The 16401-nt window shown below is 69.0% G+C and carries 18 protein-coding genes; 7 read left to right on the forward strand and 11 right to left on the reverse strand.

From position 1 onward, the window contains the following. Positions 1–66 precede the first annotated feature (66 nt). The 4 genes from DMH01_RS03730 (at position 67) to DMH01_RS03745 (ending at position 3349) form a co-directional block, all read left to right on the forward strand. Entirely contained in the window at positions 67–1200 is a 1134-nt protein-coding gene (locus DMH01_RS03730; protein WP_125673703.1) for a metallophosphoesterase, read from the forward strand. Positions 1201–1324: 124 nt separating this feature from the next. Continuing rightward, complete coding sequence (locus tag DMH01_RS03735) at positions 1325–1984, forward strand: DUF998 domain-containing protein (protein ID WP_125673704.1); 660 nt, start codon at positions 1325–1327, stop codon at positions 1982–1984. Positions 1985–2007: 23 nt separating this feature from the next. Next, complete coding sequence (locus DMH01_RS03740; protein WP_125673705.1) at positions 2008–2805, forward strand: alpha/beta fold hydrolase; 798 nt, start codon at positions 2008–2010, stop codon at positions 2803–2805. Between the two features lie 13 nt (positions 2806–2818). Further along, a complete protein-coding gene (locus DMH01_RS03745; protein WP_199745355.1) occupies positions 2819–3349 on the forward strand; it encodes an O-acetyl-ADP-ribose deacetylase in 531 nt (176 codons plus the stop codon). Positions 3350–3351: 2 nt separating this feature from the next. Here the strand turns inward: DMH01_RS03745 and DMH01_RS03750 are convergent, their stop codons facing one another. From DMH01_RS03750 to DMH01_RS03760, 3 genes are read right to left on the reverse strand one after another with little or no spacing between them, the layout of a single operon-like run. Next, a complete protein-coding gene (locus DMH01_RS03750) occupies positions 3352–4335 on the reverse strand; it encodes a PD40 domain-containing protein (protein ID WP_125673707.1) in 984 nt (327 codons plus the stop codon). Continuing rightward, positions 4332–5570: an MFS transporter gene (locus tag DMH01_RS03755; RefSeq protein ID WP_125673708.1), complete on the reverse strand. Its 1239-nt coding sequence runs from the start codon at positions 5568–5570 to the stop codon at positions 4332–4334. Before DMH01_RS03755 ends, DMH01_RS03750 begins: the two co-directional genes overlap by 4 nt. A 60-nt stretch (positions 5571–5630) precedes the next feature. Continuing rightward, on the reverse strand, positions 5631–7217 hold the full coding sequence (locus DMH01_RS03760; protein ID WP_233621389.1) for a discoidin domain-containing protein: 1587 nt from the start codon (positions 7215–7217) through the stop codon (positions 5631–5633). A 148-nt stretch (positions 7218–7365) separates the two neighbouring features. On the opposite strand from DMH01_RS03760, the gene DMH01_RS03765 reads away from it, so the two are divergent. Continuing rightward, a complete protein-coding gene (locus DMH01_RS03765) occupies positions 7366–8010 on the forward strand; it encodes an HAD family phosphatase (protein WP_125673709.1) in 645 nt (214 codons plus the stop codon). Here the strand turns inward: DMH01_RS03765 and DMH01_RS03770 are convergent. Further along, positions 8000–8467, reverse strand: coding sequence for an NUDIX domain-containing protein (locus DMH01_RS03770; protein WP_034315293.1), 468 nt, complete (start codon positions 8465–8467; stop codon positions 8000–8002). The genes DMH01_RS03765 and DMH01_RS03770 overlap by 11 nt on opposite strands. Before the next feature lie 141 nt (positions 8468–8608). Here DMH01_RS03770 and DMH01_RS03775 point away from each other — a divergent pair, with 141 nt between their 5' ends. Together DMH01_RS03775 and DMH01_RS03780 are read left to right on the forward strand one after the other, a co-directional pair. Then, positions 8609–9055 carry a DoxX family protein gene (locus DMH01_RS03775; RefSeq protein ID WP_125673710.1) on the forward strand — a complete coding sequence of 149 codons (447 nt, stop codon included), beginning with the start codon at positions 8609–8611 and terminating at the stop codon, positions 9053–9055. Between the two features lie 198 nt (positions 9056–9253). Then, positions 9254–9682 carry a DoxX family protein gene (locus DMH01_RS03780; protein WP_125673711.1) on the forward strand — a complete coding sequence of 143 codons (429 nt, stop codon included), beginning with the start codon at positions 9254–9256 and terminating at the stop codon, positions 9680–9682. 79 nt (positions 9683–9761) lie between these two features. Here the strand turns inward: DMH01_RS03780 and DMH01_RS03785 are convergent, their stop codons facing one another. The 7 genes from DMH01_RS03785 to DMH01_RS03815 form a co-directional block, all read right to left on the reverse strand. Next, the gene (locus tag DMH01_RS03785; protein ID WP_101610140.1) at positions 9762–10367 is read right to left on the reverse strand and encodes an ATP/GTP-binding protein; all 606 of its coding nucleotides are present in this window, start codon (positions 10365–10367) and stop codon (positions 9762–9764) included. Next, a complete protein-coding gene (locus DMH01_RS03790; RefSeq protein ID WP_125673712.1) occupies positions 10348–10719 on the reverse strand; it encodes a DUF742 domain-containing protein in 372 nt (123 codons plus the stop codon). The genes DMH01_RS03785 and DMH01_RS03790 overlap by 20 nt, the downstream gene beginning before the upstream one ends. Beyond that, positions 10716–11126, reverse strand: coding sequence for a roadblock/LC7 domain-containing protein (locus DMH01_RS03795; RefSeq protein ID WP_037306800.1), 411 nt, complete (start codon positions 11124–11126; stop codon positions 10716–10718). The genes DMH01_RS03790 and DMH01_RS03795 overlap by 4 nt, the downstream gene beginning before the upstream one ends. Next, complete coding sequence (locus DMH01_RS03800; RefSeq protein WP_125673713.1) at positions 11127–13619, reverse strand: nitrate- and nitrite sensing domain-containing protein; 2493 nt, start codon at positions 13617–13619, stop codon at positions 11127–11129. A gap of 473 nt (positions 13620–14092) precedes the next feature. Next, a complete protein-coding gene (locus DMH01_RS03805) occupies positions 14093–14341 on the reverse strand; it encodes a hypothetical protein (protein WP_233621390.1) in 249 nt (82 codons plus the stop codon). A gap of 238 nt (positions 14342–14579) precedes the next feature. Beyond that, a complete protein-coding gene (locus DMH01_RS03810) occupies positions 14580–15758 on the reverse strand; it encodes a kynureninase (RefSeq protein ID WP_125673714.1) in 1179 nt (392 codons plus the stop codon). Continuing rightward, positions 15742–16389: a transcriptional regulator gene (locus tag DMH01_RS03815; protein ID WP_125673715.1), complete on the reverse strand. Its 648-nt coding sequence runs from the start codon at positions 16387–16389 to the stop codon at positions 15742–15744. Before DMH01_RS03815 ends, DMH01_RS03810 begins: the two co-directional genes overlap by 17 nt. Between the last annotated feature and the right edge of the window lie 12 nt (positions 16390–16401).

Genomic DNA, 16401 nt, shown 5'->3' on the forward strand with positions numbered 1-16401 from the left:
ACGGACCGAGCCTGGGGGCCGGAAGAGGGCGGTAGAGACCAATGGTCTGTTAGTCTGGCCGACATCATGCCCCGCATCCTTGTCCGCGTCGCCGCGCTGATCGCCGTTCTCGCCCTCCTGTTCGGCGTGCCGTGGTGGACGATCGTCGGCTCCCCCGCACTCCCGGCTCCGCTCGAAGTCCTCGGCACGATCGTGTTCGCCGCCGCCGCGGTCGCCGTCCCCGCGTGCATGGTCCTCGGCCACGGCCCGTGGCAGCGTGACCTCGCGGCGAAGATCGGCGACCTCTCCCTCGGGCTGATCTGGCTGCTGTTCTCCTTGTCGGTGCTCGGAAACGTGCTGCGACTCGTCCTCGCCCTGTCCGGAGTGGACAGTGCGGCGGGCATCGTGTCCGGCGTCGTCCTGGCCACCTTCGCGGCGCTGGCGGCGTACGGGATGTTCGAGGCCCGCCGCGTGCCGAGGCTCAAGGAACTCGACGTCGTGCTCCCCCGCCTCGGCGAAGGACTCGACGGCCTCCGCTTCGCGATCATCACCGACACCCATTTCGGTCCGCTGAACCGGACGGCGTGGTCGGAGAAGGTCGTCGAGGTGGTGAACGAGCTCGACGCCGACGTCGTGGCCCACGCGGGTGACCTCGCCGACGGTTCCGTCGCCAAACGCGCACAGCAGGTGGCGCCGCTCGGCAAGGTGCGGGCGAAACTCGGCAAGTTCTACATCACCGGCAACCACGAGTACTTCGGCGAGGCGCAGGCCTGGCTCGACCACATGCGCGACCTCGGCTGGGAGACGCTGCACAACCGGCACCTGCCCGTCAGCCGCGACGGGGACACGCTCGTCTTCGCCGGCATCGACGACCCGACCGGCGCCGCCTCCGGCCTGCCCGGCCACGGCCCCGACCTGCCCGCCGCGCTCGACGGCGTCCCGGCGAGCACTCCGGTCGTCCTGCTCGCCCACCAGCCGAAGCAGGTCAAGCAGGCCGTGGAGGCCGGTATCGATCTCCAGATCTCCGGGCACACCCACGGCGGCCAGATCTGGCCGTTCCATCTCCTGGTCCGGCTCGATCAGCCCGTACTGGCCGGTCTTTCGCGCCACGGCGAGCGCACGCAGCTCTACACGAGCCGCGGCACCGGCTTCTGGGGACCGCCGCTGCGCGTCTTCGCGCCGAGCGAGATCACCCTTCTGACCTTGCGAAACGCCAAGTAGCCATCCACTCGCGACACCCTCGGCGTCGCAGCACGCATCACCGACAAATTTTTTTGTCTTGACAATCGAGACTTTCGGAGCGAGAGTTGTGCCAACGTACTCGCCGCCCCGAAAGGCCGAACCGATGACCATCACCGCCCCCCGGACCCACGTCGCCCTGCCGGCCCGCGCCCTGCTCGCGTGCGGCGCCGTCTCGGGCCCGCTGTACTTCCTGACCACGCTCGTCCAAGCCGCCGTCCGCGACGGCTTCGACCTGACGAAGCACCCGGCGAGCATGCTGAGCAACGGCGACGCGGGCTGGATCCAGGTGACGAACTTCCTGGTCTCCGGTGTCCTGGTGATCGCCGGGGCGGTCGGCCTGAGCCGGACGCTCGAACCGGGCAGAGGCAGCACGTGGGGACCACGGCTGCTGGGTGTCTTCGGCGCCAGCATGCTCTTCGCCGCGGTCTTCAAGGCCGACCCCGGCAACGGTTTCCCTATCGACACCAGCCCCGCCGGCACCGGCCCGGGCACCCTCAGCACCGCGGGCGTCCTGCACATGGCCGCCGGCTCGATCGGTTTCCTCTCGCTGATCGTCGCGACCTTCGTCTTCGCGAGCCGCTTCTCCCGTGAGGGCAACCGCGGCTGGGCCGTCTACTCCCGCGCCACCGGCATCGCGTTCTTCGCTTCCTTCGCCGGGATCAGCTCCGGCAACGCGAACGCCGCCGTGATGCTCGCCTTCTGGGCCACCGTGATGCTGGCCTGGGGCTGGGTCACCGCCGTCATCTTCCGTTCCGCTCGCTAGACCACCCGAGGAGAATTCCCGCCATGAGCACCGTGACCTCGCAAGACGGCACCACCATCGCCTACACCCGCACCGGCTCCGGCCCGGCCGTCATCCTGGTCGACGGCGCGATGTGCCACCGCGAGTTCGGCCCGGCCACGCCGCTGGCCGCCGAATTGGCCGCGCACTTCACCGTCTACACCTACGACCGCCGCGGCCGCGGCGAAAGCGGCGACACCGAGCCGTTCTCCGTCGCCCGCGAGGTCGAGGACATCGCGGCCCTGATCAAGGAAGCGGGCGGGACCGCCCACGTCTACGGGATCTCGTCCGGCGCCGCGCTCGCCCTCGAAGCCGCGAAAGCCGGGCTCCCCATCACGAAACTGGCGGTCTACGAATTCCCGCTGGTCGTCGACGACACCCGCCCGCCGGTCCCGGCCGACTACGACGAACGCCTGGAGAAGGCCATCGCCGACGGCCGCCCCGGCACCGCGATCAAGACCTTCATGCGGGAAGGCGTCCGCGTCCCGGCTCCGGTCGTGTTCATGATGCAGTTCATGCCCGCCTGGCCGAAGCTGAAGAAGGTCGCGCCGACCCTGCGCTACGACGCCGCGTTGTTCGACGGCCTGCACGACGGCACCCCGCTGCCCGAGGGCCGCTGGGCGAGCGTTTCCGTCCCGACACTGGTCATGGACGGCGGCAAGAGCCCCGCGTGGATCCGCAACGGTGTCGCCGCGCTGGCGAAGGCGGTGCCCGGCGCCGAGTACCGCACGATCGAGGGCCAGACGCATATGCTCAAGCCGAAGGCCGTTGCCCCGATACTGATCGAGTACTTCACCGACTGACGGAGCGATCACGATGATCGAACTGGTCGAAGGCGACATCACCGAACAGCAGGTCGACGTCGTGGTCAACGCGACGAACTCGTCGCTGCTCGGGGGCGGTGGGGTGGACGGCGCGATCCACCGCCGCGGCGGACCCGAGATCCTCGCCGAATGCCGGGCGCTGCGCGCGGGGCACTACGGCAAGGGACTGAAGACCGGAGAGGCGGTCGCCACCACGGCGGGCCGCCTCCCGGCGCGCTGGGTGGTGCACACCGTCGGGCCGGTGTGGTCCGATTCCGAAGACCGTTCCGCGCTGCTGGCCGCCTGCCACCGCAACTCGCTGCACGTGGCCGCCGATCTCGGCGCCCACACCGTGGCCTTCCCCGCGATCTCCACCGGGATCTACCGATGGCCGGTCGAGTCCGCGGCGGAGATCGCCCTCGAGACCGTGGTGACCACGCTCTCGGCCGGGTCTTGCTCCGTGGAACTGGTGCGGTTCGTGCTGTTCGGGCGGGCCGCCTACGACGTGTTCCGTGAGCAGGCGGAGGCGATGGGCGTCGTGTAGGGCTACACGCCCGCGGGCGAGGAACCCTGCGCCACCAGCTCCCGGGCCGCCCCGCTCCCGTCCGCCGGAACCGACCAGATCGCCGAATCCACGCCGTACGCCACGGTCCGGTCGTCGAGCCAGGTCGCCTGGTCGTCCACGCTGCGCGTCTCGGCCAGCATGGTCTCCTGCCCGGAGGCCAGGTCGAGGACGGCGAGCCGCCACGGCGCCGCGAGATCGGCGGAAACCTTCTTCTTGAAGGCGATCCGCTTCCCGTCCGGCGAGAGCGACGGGCATTCGACGTTCTCCCGGATCATCTTCGCGACGAGCTTCTCGTAATCCGCCTCGACCAGGTACGTCTTCCCCTTCGTCCCCACGGTCGCGTAGAAGCGCTTGCCGTCGGGGGTGAAGGTGATCCCCCAGTAGTTCACGTCGGACGAGTAGTACGGCTTGCCGTCGAGCAGGAGCCCCATCTCCTCGATGCTCTTCATCAGCTTCCCGGTCCTCAGGTCGAAGATCCCCGCCCTGGTCGAAAACCCGGTCTCCGCATAGGAATCCCCGTTGACGAACAGCGTCCAGAAGGCGAGCTTCCCGTCCGGCGAGACCCGGCCGCGGCTGGGGGTGCCGGGCAGCTCGATCCGGCGGATCTCGGTGAGGTCCTTGTCCAGCACGATGACGTCGGTCATCGGCGGCAGCACCCCTGGCTGGGCGGCCAGGCACAGCGCGGTCCCCGCCGAGGCGGCGAACCGGTCGCAGCTGAGGCCGGACACCTTCCTCGGTTCGCCGGGCCGGTCGGCCGGGACGGTCGCGAGATGGCCGAAGTCGGGGCCTTCGGCGGTGTTGCGGAACAGCAGCTGTCCCTTGGCCTGCACGGAAACCGGCTGCCCCGACACGACGGCGACGGAGTTGACGTCCGGCCCCCGGTCCCGGGAGACGACACCGTAGCCGACGGCCGCCGCGATCAGGACGACGACCGCCGCCACCACGCCGAGGATCCGCGTCCTCATGCGTATGTCCGCAAAGGACGGAGGACGGCCGCGGCGACGACCACCACGGCCAGCGCGCCCGCGGCGACCAGTACCGCGGCGTGCAGGTCCCACGTGGTCCAGGCGAGTCCGAAAAGGACGGACGCGAGCATCCGCGTGGTCGCCTGCCCGGTCTGCACCAGCGCCAGCCCGCTCGCCCGCTGGTGCTCGGGCAGCAGCGGCCCGGCGGCGGCCATCAGGACACCGTCGGTGGCCGCGTAGAAGACACCGTGCAGCACGAGCGCCAGCACCGCGAGGATGCCGCCGTCCACCGGACCGAGCAGCGCCAGCAGCGCGACGACCAGCGCGACATGCCCGCCGAGGAACACCTTCCAGCGGCCGATCCGGTCCGAAAGCCTGCCGAACGGGACGGCCAGCAGCAGGTATACGCCGGCGGTTCCCAGTGGCAGCAAGGGAAAGAAGACCGCGCCGAGTTCCCAGCGGCGCTGCAGCACGAGGTAGAGGAACGAGTCGCTGAGGGTGACCAGGCCCAGCAGCGCCGCCCAGACGCAGATCCGGCGGAACGACGCCTGCCGGATCAGGCCCGCGGTCTCGCGCAAGGAGACCTTGGGCCGTTCGGCCCGCTGCTTGGGCTGGTGGTCCTTGACCAGCACCACCAGGATGATCACGCCGATCGCGGCGATGCAGAAGCTCGTGAAGAACACCGAGTCGTAGCTGCCGAGGCTGAGCCACAGCACGGCCATCGCGACCAGCGGACCGAGGAACGCGCCGAAGGTGTCCATCGCGCGGTGCACACCGAACGCGCGGCCGAGGTGTTCCGGCTCGCTGCTCAGGGTGATCAGCGCGTCCCGCGGCGCGGTCCGGACGCCTTTGCCGGTGCGGTCGGCCGCGAGGACCGCGCCGATCGCGACGGTGGACGAACCCGCCATCATCAGGCCGATCTTGCCCAGCGCCGAGAGGCCGTAACCGAAGCAGGCGACCGCCTTGAGCCGCTGCCACCGGTCCGCGAGATGCCCGCCGACGAGCCGGACGACGGCGGTGACACCGGAGTAGAGGCCGTCGAGCACGCCGAACTGCAGCGGGCTGAGGCCCAGACCGAGGACGAGGTAGAGCGGGAGTACCGCGGTCACCATCTCCGACGAGATGTCGGTGACCAGGCTGACCAGGCCGAGCGCGACGACGTTCCCGGTGACGGCCCGTTTCACGCCGCTGCTTTTCGGTACGTCTACAGCCGCCCTACTGGTGGCTATGTACATGGGAGACCTCCAACGCCGTGAGGAGGTGCCGGGTCGCGGCCCGGCACCTCCTTGCGGGGATCAGTGGCAGGTGTAGGTGGGAGAGGAGTCGATGGTCTTGCCGTCGAGACCGATCAGCTGGGTCGAGAAGGCGTTGTCCGACATGTTCAGCTTGAGCACGCCGTAGGTCGAGATCGCCTTCGCCGTGGCCGGGTGCTCGGTCTTGACCGGGTACAGGCTCGCCCCGCCACCGCCGCCGATGATCTGCACCGGACCCGCGGGGTCCTTGTCGCCGTCGGCGTTCTGCGGATAAAACCGCTCGTAGTGGTGGTCGTGCCCGTTGAGCACCAGATCGACCTTGTTCTGGACCAGGGTCTCCCAGAGCGTGGCCATCTTGCTGTTGTCGCCGTGGTCACCCGAGGTGTAGCGCGGGTGGTGGTAGTACGCGGCGACGCAGGGCTTGGTGTTGTTCTTCAGGTCCTGCTTGATCCAGTTCAGCTGCTCGTCGCTGATCGCGTTCGCGGCCAGGCCGGGCGAGAACTCCGTGCTGTCGATGGCAACGAAGTGCCAGTTGCCCATTTCCCAGCTGTAGTAGGTCTTCCCGTTCGGCGTCGCGATCTTGCCGAAGTACTGCTTGTAGGCGCCCAGCGGGGTGTGGTCGTAGGTCTCGTGGTTGCCGGGGACCGGGTGCATGATGTTCTTGTACTTGCCCCAGGTCTTGTCGAAGTACTTCGTGAAGTCCTCGATGTGGGCGTCGTCGTACTGGTTGTCGCCCATGGTGATGACCGCGGCCGGGTTCATCTGGCCGACCAGCGCGGCCGTCTTCGGGTGGATACACGAAGACGACGAAGCGGTGCACTGTTCGGCGATGTCACCGGAGGCGGCGAGGACGAACGACGAACCGCCCGCCTGTGTGGTCGCCTGGATCTGGTTGCTGGCCGCCGAGGTGTTGCCGGCGGCGTCCTTCGCGCGGACGGTGTACGTGTACGCGGTCGAGGCGCTCAGCCCGCTGTCGGTGTAGGAAGCGCTTTCCGTAGTGCCGACGACCTGGCCGTTGCGCAGCACCTCGTAGCCGCTGACGCCGACGTTGTCCGTCGAGCCTGTCCACGTCAAGTCCACAGTGGACGCCGTGACCGAACCGGCCTTGAGGTTCGACGGCACGGTGGGCGCCTGCGTGTCGCCGGAGGAGTCCGACGTCCCGTAAACCTGCATCTCCCAAAGGGAGTAGCCGTAGCCGGTGGCGCGTTTCGTGCCGACGAGGCGCAGGTACCGGCCGCGCGCGGCCAGCCCGGTGAGGTCGTCGGTCCCGCCGTTGCCGTTGGTGACGGACTTGATCGGCGTCCACGCCGAGCCGTCGTTGGAGACTTCCAGCCGGTACGCGGTGGCGTACGCCGCTTCCCAGTTCAGCTTGACCCGGTTGATGGCCGAGGGGCCGCCGAGGTCGATGCGGATGAACTGCGGGTCGACGCCTTCCGTGCTCGCCCAGCGGGTGGTGCTCTTGCCGTCGACGGCGAGCGGGCCGCCGTAGGACGAGGACTCCACCGAGGAGACGAGGACGGATTTACCTTGGGACAAAAGGACATCAGCGGCTTGGGCGTTACCGCTGAGCAGCGTCGGCAACAGGATGGCGGCCGCGCCTAGTGGCAGTAGTCGGGTTCGGGCCTTCACATCGATCTCCCCGGGAATCCGTGGCGGCGGGTTGAGAGGGACGGGTGCGCGGCGTTCACTTCGAGTACACTTGTTCGTTTGGTAAGTTTCCTAACGAATGCGTACGGTAATCCGTGCCACTCAGTGAGTCAAGACGTAGACTCGTCCCATGACCGGCGCATTGATCTTCGACTTCGACGGGACGCTGGTCGACACCGAGGCGGCCGTCCTCGTGGCCTGGCAGGAGACCTTCCGCGACCGCGGCGGCGAGCTCCCCCTCGACGTCTGGCACACCGTGATCGGCACACAGAACACCGCCGTCGCGATGTTCGAACTGCTGGAGAAGAACGACGAGAACCTGGACCGGGTCGCCGTCCGCACCGGCGTCCGCGCCAGGGTCACCGAGCTGCTGGAATCGGTGGGGCCGCGGCCCGGGGTCGAGGAATACCTCGAAGACGCGAAGGCGCACGGCCTGCGGCTGGCCATCGCGTCCAGTTCGACCGGCGACTGGGTCACCACGCACCTGAACCGGCTGGGCCTCGCGGACGCGTTCGAGGCCGTCCTCACCGGAGACCTCCACGAGGCGAAGCCGAGCCCGGACCTCTACCTGGCCGCGCTCGCCGCGCTGGACCTGCCCGCGGCCGAAGCGATCGCGTTCGAGGACTCGCCGCACGGCGTCACCGCGGCGAAGGCCGCCGGGCTCGAGTGCGTCGCCGTGCCGAACGAGATCACCGCGGTCCTGAACTTCGACCACGCCGACCTCGTGCTCGGCTCGCTGGCCGACAAACCACTCGGCGAGTTACTCAGCCGTTGAGCAGTTCACCCAGCCGGACGAGGAACGGGCGCTGGCCTTTGAGCAGCTTTTCCTCCGCTTCGGCCAGCGTGAACCAAGCGGCCCTGTCGACCTCCGGGAACTCCTGCGTCCGGCCCGACCGCGGCGGCCATTCCATCTCGAAGGTGCCCGGCACGACCTGAGCCGGGTCGAGGTCGCCCTCCACCGCCCAGACCGTCACGACCTTGCCACCGGACTGCTTCACCACGCCGAGCGGGAGGTACTCCCCCTCCGGCGCCGGCAACCCCAGTTCCTCCTGGAACTCGCGCCGCGCCGCGGCCTCCGGCGCCTCGTCCGGCTCGTACTCGCCCTTGGGCACCGACCAGCCGCCCGCGTCCTTCTTCGCCCAGAACGGCCCGCCCATATGTCCGAGCAGCACCTCGGTCACCTCGCCCGACCTGCGGAAGAGCAGGATCCCGGCACTCGTCTTACCCGCCATGCCATCCAGTCTGGCCTTGCGCCGATCGGGTGATGTGACCGGCCCGCGAAAAAAGTTTCCGCCCGGATGTCGATTCGCGTCGTGCCCGTCCGACGCGTTGTCAGAAGCCGCCCGACAGACACTCCCGGAAGGACCGGAACCATGACGCAGACCACCACCGCCCCCGCCCAGGCCACCACGACCGCCGCCGCCTCGCGTGCCGCCAAGGCGCAGGGCGCGATCCAGTCCGCCGTCCGGATCGTCGTCTCGTTCCTCTTCCTCTGCCACGGCTTGCAGGGATTCGGGTTCTTCGGTGGTGTCGACGGCGCCGGCGGCTCGGTGGAGCTCGACTCCTGGCCCGGCTGGTACGGCAGCGTGATCGAACTCGTCGGCGCCGCCTTCGTGCTGGTCGGCCTGTTCACCCGGCCGGTCGCGGTGCTCCTCTCCGGCGTCATGGCCTACGCCTACTTCACCGTGCACGCGTCGGAAGGCCTGCTGCCGCTGCAGAACATGGGCGAGCTGTCGACCCTCTATTGCTGGATCTTCCTGCTGATCGCCGCGATCGGCCCGGGCACCTACGCCCTCGACACCCTGCGCCGCCGCCGCTGACCGAAACGCGATTAAGGCCCCTTTCCTGGAACCATTCCAGGAAAGGGGCCTTTTTATCGCGAACCTGTCGATTCGCTGTCAATAAATGTGGGCATACCATGGAATTACCCCCCGAAAGAAAGTTCCCTACCGATGGGGGTATCCGGCATCCTCAACCACATCAATGGTTTAGACCACCTTGAGCCGGAAGGATGCGTCATGACCCAGACAGCCACCGCCACGACCACCGAGGTCGGTCCGACCGCCCCGAAGTGGCAGGGACTGGCCCTCTCCGTCGTCCGCGTAGTGGTCTCGTTCCTGTTCCTCTGCCACGGTCTGCAGAAGATGGGACTCTTCGACAAGCCCGCCGTACCGTTCGCCACCTGGCCGGGGTGGTACGCCGGGGTGATCGAAACGGTCGGCTCGCTGCTGATCCTGGCGGGCCTGTTCACCCGCCCGGTCGCGGTGCTGCTTTCGGGCACGATGGCGTACGCGTATTTCGTCGTACACCAGCCCGACGCACTGCTGCCACTGCAGAACAAGGGCGAGACGGCCGCCCTGTACTCCTGGATCTTCCTGCTGTTCGCGGTGGTCGGCCCGGGCACCTACGCGCTCGACACCCTGCTGCGCCGCCGCCGCAAGTCCTGACCGCCCGCCGATGCTATGAAGGACGCTTTCATTGCAAATTTTGCAATGAAAGCGTCCTTCATAGCGCTTGAGAGTGACGTCAGCGGCCCTGTGGCAACCCGGCGGCCAGGTCCGACAGAGCCAGCACGTGCTCCATCAGCACGGTCAGCACCTGCTTCGTCGAGTCGCGTTCCCGCGCGTCGCACAGCAGCAGCGGGACGTCCATGCTGACGTCGAGCGCCTGCCGGACCTCCTCGGTGCCGTAGCGGTAGGCGTTGTCGAAGCAGTTCACGGCGACGACGAACGGCAGTCCGCGGCGTTCGAAGAAGTCCACGGCCGCGAAGCAGCTGTCGAGCCGGCGGGTGTCGGCCAGCACGACGGCGCCCAGGGCCCCTTCGGCCAGCTCGTCCCACATGAACCAGAACCGGTCCTGTCCCGGCGTGCCGAACAGGTAAAGGATCAGCTCGGGGTTGATGGTGATGCGGCCGAAGTCCAGCGCCACCGTGGTGGTCGTCTTCTTCTCGACACCGGTGAGGTCGTCGACGCCCTCGGACGCCGCGGTGATGACCTCCTCGGTGCGCAGCGGGGGAACCTCGCTGACCGAGCCGACCATCGTGGTCTTACCGACCCCGAACCCGCCGGCGATGAGGACCTTGACCGCGTTCGCGGTCAAGGATCGCCGGGGCTCAGAGTTTCCGGATGCCATCAAGAACCGCCTGGAGTACGTGTTTGTTGGGGGTGTCGGTGACCGGGGTCGCGGTGCGGAACAGCACGAGGTTCTGTTCGATGAGGTCGCTCAGCAGCACCTTCACCACCGGCAGCGGCAGGTCTATGCGCGCGGCGACCTCCGCGACGGAAGTCGGTCTCTGGCACAGGTTGAGGATGCGCCCGTACTCCGGCTCGAAGCCCGCCACCTCCTGCGAGGAGCGCATGGCGACCACCAGGGTGATCAGGTCGAGGCCGATCGTGTCCGAGCGGGTGCGCCCGCCCGTGACGGCGTACGACCGGACCAGCGGCCCGGCCTCGTCCTCGAACCACGACTCGTGCCGCCCGCTCATGGCGACGTGGGAGTCGCGGCGCGGGGCGCTGAGGTGAGCACCGCGCCGACCCGTTTGACCATCAGGTTCATCTCGTAGGCCACGAGGCCCATGTCCGCGTCCTCCTTCGCCAGCAGCGCGAGGCACGCACCGCGGCCCGCCGCGGTGACGAACAGGAAGGCGTGGTCCATCTCGACCATGGTCTGGCGGACGTTGCCGCCGCCGAAGTGCCGTCCCGTGCCCCGCGCGAGGCTCTGGAACGCCGACGCGACCGCGGACAGGTGTTCGCCGTCCTGCTCCGACAGGTTCCCGGACCGACCGATGAGCAGGCCGTCGGCGGACAGGACTACCGCCCTGTCGGCACCGCTGACGCGCTTGACCAGGTCATCCAGCAACCAGTCGAGTTCACTGACTCCCGCGTTGGCCATCTAGTCACGATCTCCGTACATGTCGAGGTCGGTGTAATCGTCGGTGGGTTCGGTGTCCCGCCCGCGGCGCGTGCCCTGCTGGAACGCGGCGAGCCGGTTCCTCGCCAGCTCGGGGGTGTCCTCGCGGACCTCCTCGCGCTGGGCGGCGGGCCGGTCCTCCATCAGCTGGGGGACCAGGTTCGCCTGTCGGCGGCGCTGCGGCAGCGGTGGCCTGCCGGGCGCCTCGGGGCCGGGTCGCCGGGTCTGCGGCGGACGGCCGTCCTGCGGGCGGGTGTCGGCGGGCGGCCACGCCGGCGGCTGCACCGGCTGCGGACGTCCCTCGGCGCGCACGGGCTCGGGGCGGATCGGCTCGGGCCGCGGCGTCTCCGGCCGGGGCACCCGCGGCGGGCGCGGGGGCAACGGCGGCAACGTGGACCCGGGCTGCTCCGGGGCCTGCTGCTGGGGCGCGACCGGCATCGGCACGGGCAGCTCGGGCCGCTCCGCGGGGATCTCGGTGCGGTGGCGGGCACGACGGCCCGGAAGCAGCGGCGCGGCTTCCGGCACCTCGGTGCTCTCGGGGTCCACCTCGTCCTCCGGCTGATCAGACGGGACCGGCGCGAGCAGGTCGGTGCGGACGAGCACGATGGCCCTGGTGCCGCCGTACGCGGATTCGCGCAGGTGCACGGAGATCCCGTGCCGAGCGGCGAGACGCGCGACCACGAACAGGCCCAGCCGTGGCTCGGCTGACAGGGCCATGATGCCGAAGTCCGGCGGATCGGCCAACATCGCGTTCAGCTCGGCGGCCTGTTCGGGCTCGATACCGAGGCCCTGGTCCTCGACCTCGATCACGACACCCTTGCCGACCACGTTGCCCCGCAGCTCGACGCGCGACTGCGGCGGCGAGAAGGACGTCGCGTTGTCGATCAGCTCGGCGAGCAGGTGCACGAGGTCGCCGACGACCGGGCCCTGCACCGCCATCGCGGGCATCTTCGCCGTCTTCACCCTGGCGAAGTCCTCGGTCTCGGCCGAGGCGCCGCGGGTCAGCTCGGCCAGCGTCACCGGCTTGCGCCACTGACGGCCGGGCTGCCCGCCACCGAGGATGATCAGGTTCTCCGCGTTGCGGCGGGCGCGGGTGGAGAGGTGGTCCAGCTGGAAGAGCGTTTCCAGCTGCTCCGGGTCCTCCTGCTTGCGCTCGGCCTGGTCGAGCACCTTGAGCTGGCGGTGCACGATGACCTGGCTGCGGTGCGCGATGTTGAGGAACACCGCCTTGGTGCCCTCACGGGTCCGCGCCTCTTCGACGGCGGCCGCGATGGCGGTCTGCTGTGCCTTGTTGAAGGCCTCGGCGACCTGGCCGATCTCGTCGTCGCCGTGGTCGAGGAAGTGACCCTTGTCGTCGAGGTCGACGGGTTCACCCGCCCGCACGCGGTCCACCAGTTCGGGCAGCCGGATCTCGGCGACGTCGAGGGTGTCCTCGCGCAGCCGCGCCAGCCTTCCGATGAGCCTGTTCGACAGCCGCAGGGCGATGACGAACACGCCGATCGCCACCAGCAGCGCGATGGCCGCGGCGATGGCCGAGGTGATCAGCGTCCGGTCCGCGTCGTCGACCGCCTGCGTCGTGGCCGTACCACTCTGCTCGACGAAGCCGCGCATCATCGCGTCGCTGACGCCGCGCGCGGCCTGAAGCCACGTCTGCTCGGGGATGGGGAGCGTGGCCTTGCTGTTCTGCAGGAAGGTGTTCTCGACCGTGGTGACGGCCTTCCACGGATCGCTCGCGACGAGCTGGTCGAACTTCGCCTTGACGTCCGGGAGCATCCGCGAGACCGACGACTCCAGCTGCGAGCGGTAGGAGCCGACCTCGGTCACGTAGGCGCGGTAGGTCTCGTCGGTGAAGCCGCCGCCCGCGACGGCCGCGGCGGCGAGGGCGTTCGCGCGCTGCATCTGGTCGATGGCGGTGAACAACGGGACCGCGGTGATGCGCTGGTAGGCGTTCTCGGCGTTCGGTGCGTCCTGCGCCAGCCCGGTGAGGCCCTCGACGAACTGGTCGAGGATCTGGTTGTAGAAGGTGAAGGCGTCCAGCAGCGGGAGCTGGCCGGAGTCGGCCGACTGCCGGATCTGCGGCGCCTTCTGGAGGAGCCCGTTCAGCGTGGCGATGTTGCGCTGCACGCTGTCGGGCGAGTCGCCGACGAACTTCTGCAGATGCGCGGCGACACCCTGGGCGGCGGCGTCGGTCTTGGCGCGCTGCTCGGTGAGCGTGGCGTGCTGCGACCGGTCGCCGGCGAGCTCGCGCAGCGTCAGGCGCCGCTCTTCCTGCACCTGGACGAAGAAGGGGAGAGAGGGGGCTTCCGAGTCACGGATTCGCTGCGCGTAGTCACGGCCGTTGACCGCGTCGAAGATCAGGTACCCGCCGATCGCCAGACCGACCAGCATCAGCGCGATGCTCGGAATGAGCGCGATCGTCAGAACGCGCGAACGAATCGAAGAGCCGCGGCCTCGTCGAAGGGAAATCTGCTTCACCGTGGTCCGTTTTCCTTCCGGCAGTTTTTGGTGTCGGGTCGCCGGGGATTCATACCCGCGGGATCCGATAGCCGGATCAACACAGCGTGGTCCGCTCCGCCCGCGAAGACGCTAGGAGACCCAAACGGGTGAGTCAAGTCCAGACGCGAAGGGTAGTCGCGTATGGCCGTGACCAGCTGACGAGAGGCAGCCGGACCTCGAAAGTCCACCACGTGGACCAGCGGACCCCGCCAAGTGACTCACCAGTAGATCACCTGGTGGTTTACCGCAGGCAGCGGCTTGATCGACACTCTTCGGACTCGATCAAGTCACCCCTCGGCGCGTTCGTGTCCGAGCCGAAAAGTCCACGAAAACTACGCGCCGTGACCTCGCTCACGCTTTCGGACCAGCGCTCCACATACCGTTCGGTTTGCGAACGACATCACCGCGGAGGAACGCCGTCGTCACTCCCCTCGCGCCACGAAATCGAGAATTCACGCGCCCATTGCCGACGATTCGGCGAAATGATCTTCGCCGGAACGGCCGAGCTCGTCGTCGAGGAGCGCGTCGACCCTGCCGGAGGCGTCGCGAAGGATCCGGGCGCCGGCCCAGCACAAGGTCGCCACCCCGCAGATCAGGATCACGACGAGCGCGGTCTCGACCGGATACCGCGCCCCGAATTCGTTGAGCAGAAAACCGGAGGCGGCACCCGACACCGCGACGGCGACATAGGTGAACGACATGATCCCTCCTTCTCCCGGCGCCGTGGCCCGCGCCTCGCCGGTAAGACGGGCGACGCGGGTTTTCCTTACGCCACAGGGGAAGGATCTACGTCACACACGCGGCGAAGCGAATATCGAGATTAACAGCGGATCCACGAAAGGTCGCGCGTTCTCCCCCGCCGGGGCGAGGTGATCACCTCTTTGCCACGGATTCCCGAATGAGTTTCACCCTTTTCTCCACCCAGGCGACCTTCGAAAATCATCGAACTTCCCGCAGCGTCGTCACGGCGCGGAACACCTCACCGTAGGTGGTGTAAAGCGGCGCCAGCCCGAACCTCAACACGTTGGGCGGACGGAAGTCACCGATCACGCCGCGGTCGATCAAGGCCGCCATCGTCTTGGCCGCGTCGTCGTCGGCCACCGAGATCTGGTGGCCGCGGTCTCCACCGCGCGGGGTCAGGATCGTCGCGCCGTCGAGGAGCTCGTCCGCGCACCGGAAGAAGAACTCGCCGAGCGCGAGGCCCTTCTCCCTGAGCAGTCCGCGGTCCACGCCGTCCCAGACGTCGAGGGCCGCGTCCAGTGCCAGCAGCGAAAGGATGTCGGGCGTGCCCGCGCGGCCTCGCGCGATGCCCGCGTCCGCCTCGTACGCGCCCCGCATCGCGAACGGGTCGCGGTCGCCGGCCCAGCCCGCCAGCGGCTGCTCGAATTTGTCCAGCCACTTCGTTGCCACGTAAAGGAAAGCGGGCGAGCCGGGGCCGCCGTTGAGGAATTTGTAGGTGCAGCCGACGGCGAGATCCACGCCCGCCGCGTCGAGCTCGACCGGCAGCGCGCCGACGCTGTGGCAGAGGTCCCAGAGTGCCAGCGCCCCGGCGCGGTGCAGTGCCGCGGTCAGCCCGGCCATGTCGTGGGCGCGTCCGGTGACGTAGTCGACGTGGTTGATCAGGGCGACGGCCGTCCGCTCGCTCACTTGAGCGGGCATGTCCTCGGCGACGACCCGGCGCACCGTGCGCCCGGTCAGGCGGGCGACCTCGTCGGCGATGTAGCCGTCGGTCGGGAAGGTGTCCGCGTCGACGAGGATCTCGTCGCGGCCGGGCTTGAGGCGGGTCGCGGCGACCAGCGCCTTGAACAGGTCCACGCTGGTCGAATCCGCCACGACGAGCTGCCCCGGCGCGGCGCCCACCAGCGGCGCGATCCGTTCGCCGACCCGCACCGGAGCCTCCCACCAGCCCTCCGACCAGGACCGGATGAGCCGCCCGCCCCACTGCTCGCGGACGACCGCGGCGACGCGTCCGGCCACGTGCTTCGGCGGGGCGCCCAGCGAGTTGCCGTCGAAATAGGCGACGTCCGCGTCGAGGTCGAATTCGTTTCGCTTGTGCGCCAAGGGATCGGCCGCGTCCAGCGCCGCGGCCTCGGCTACGAGGTCAGTCACGGTGGCCATCGTCGGCGAGACTGTTCCAGAAGTCCAGCTCGTACGCCTGGAACAGCCGCGCATGGGTTCGAGCGTCCTTTTCGGACAGATTCCCGGCGTCGAGCGCGGCCTGCACCGCCTGGACGGCCAGTTCCTCGAGCTCCGGCGACGGCGTGCCGAAGAAGTCGAAGAAGGCGCACGCCTCGTCGTCGAAGCCGTACCGCTCGCGCATCGCGGCGGCGATCGCGGCGCAGTACCGGCCGAAGGCGGCGAAGTTGGCGACGATCGCCACGATGACGTCCGCCGGCTCGCCGTTGAGCGCGAGCCAGGCGACGAACGCCGGGTACGCCTGGCATCCCGCGCGCGGCTCGAAGCCGGGCGACTCCTCGGCGAGCGCCGCCAGCTTGCCGAGCGCCAGCCCTTCCCCCGAAGCCAAGGCCGCGAAGAACTCCCGTGCCCGCTGCTCCCGGGAACGCGAGGCGAGGTGGAGGAAACTGCGCCAGTCGCTGCGGACGATCCGGTACTCCTCCGCGGCGATCGCGGCGAAGACCGCACGCGGCGCCTCGCCCGCCTCGACCAACGGGACGAGCCTGTTCTCGTCGTCGCGGGGCGCCAGTTCCGCCTGGACCGCGTCGATCAACTCGCGTGCCGAACCGGTCATCGTCGCGGCTCC

The organism is Amycolatopsis sp. WAC 04182 (genome assembly GCF_003947465.1).
In the GTDB taxonomy this organism is placed as follows: Bacteria; Actinomycetota; Actinomycetes; order Mycobacteriales; family Pseudonocardiaceae; genus Amycolatopsis.

Bases quoted from the DNA above. Each gene is read 5' to 3' on its own strand.
- DMH01_RS03730 (WP_125673703.1), top strand. From the start codon at position 67: ATGCCCCGCATCCTTGTCCGCGTCGCCGCGCTGATCGCCGTTCTCGCC.
- DMH01_RS03735 (WP_125673704.1), top strand. From the start codon at position 1,325: ATGACCATCACCGCCCCCCGGACCCACGTCGCCCTGCCGGCCCGCGCC.
- DMH01_RS03740 (WP_125673705.1), top strand. From the start codon at position 2,008: ATGAGCACCGTGACCTCGCAAGACGGCACCACCATCGCCTACACCCGC.
- DMH01_RS03745 (WP_199745355.1), top strand. From the start codon at position 2,819: ATGATCGAACTGGTCGAAGGCGACATCACCGAACAGCAGGTCGACGTC.
- DMH01_RS03750 (WP_125673707.1), bottom strand. From the start codon at position 4,335: ATGAGGACGCGGATCCTCGGCGTGGTGGCGGCGGTCGTCGTCCTGATC.
- DMH01_RS03755 (WP_125673708.1), bottom strand. From the start codon at position 5,570: ATGTACATAGCCACCAGTAGGGCGGCTGTAGACGTACCGAAAAGCAGC.
- DMH01_RS03765 (WP_125673709.1), top strand. From the start codon at position 7,366: ATGACCGGCGCATTGATCTTCGACTTCGACGGGACGCTGGTCGACACC.
- DMH01_RS03770 (WP_034315293.1), bottom strand. From the start codon at position 8,467: ATGGCGGGTAAGACGAGTGCCGGGATCCTGCTCTTCCGCAGGTCGGGC.
- DMH01_RS03775 (WP_125673710.1), top strand. From the start codon at position 8,609: ATGACGCAGACCACCACCGCCCCCGCCCAGGCCACCACGACCGCCGCC.
- DMH01_RS03780 (WP_125673711.1), top strand. From the start codon at position 9,254: ATGACCCAGACAGCCACCGCCACGACCACCGAGGTCGGTCCGACCGCC.
- DMH01_RS03785 (WP_101610140.1), bottom strand. From the start codon at position 10,367: ATGGCATCCGGAAACTCTGAGCCCCGGCGATCCTTGACCGCGAACGCG.
- DMH01_RS03790 (WP_125673712.1), bottom strand. From the start codon at position 10,719: ATGAGCGGGCGGCACGAGTCGTGGTTCGAGGACGAGGCCGGGCCGCTG.
- DMH01_RS03795 (WP_037306800.1), bottom strand. From the start codon at position 11,126: ATGGCCAACGCGGGAGTCAGTGAACTCGACTGGTTGCTGGATGACCTG.
- DMH01_RS03805 (WP_233621390.1), bottom strand. From the start codon at position 14,341: ATGTCGTTCACCTATGTCGCCGTCGCGGTGTCGGGTGCCGCCTCCGGT.
- DMH01_RS03810 (WP_125673714.1), bottom strand. From the start codon at position 15,758: ATGGCCACCGTGACTGACCTCGTAGCCGAGGCCGCGGCGCTGGACGCG.
- DMH01_RS03815 (WP_125673715.1), bottom strand. From the start codon at position 16,389: ATGACCGGTTCGGCACGCGAGTTGATCGACGCGGTCCAGGCGGAACTG.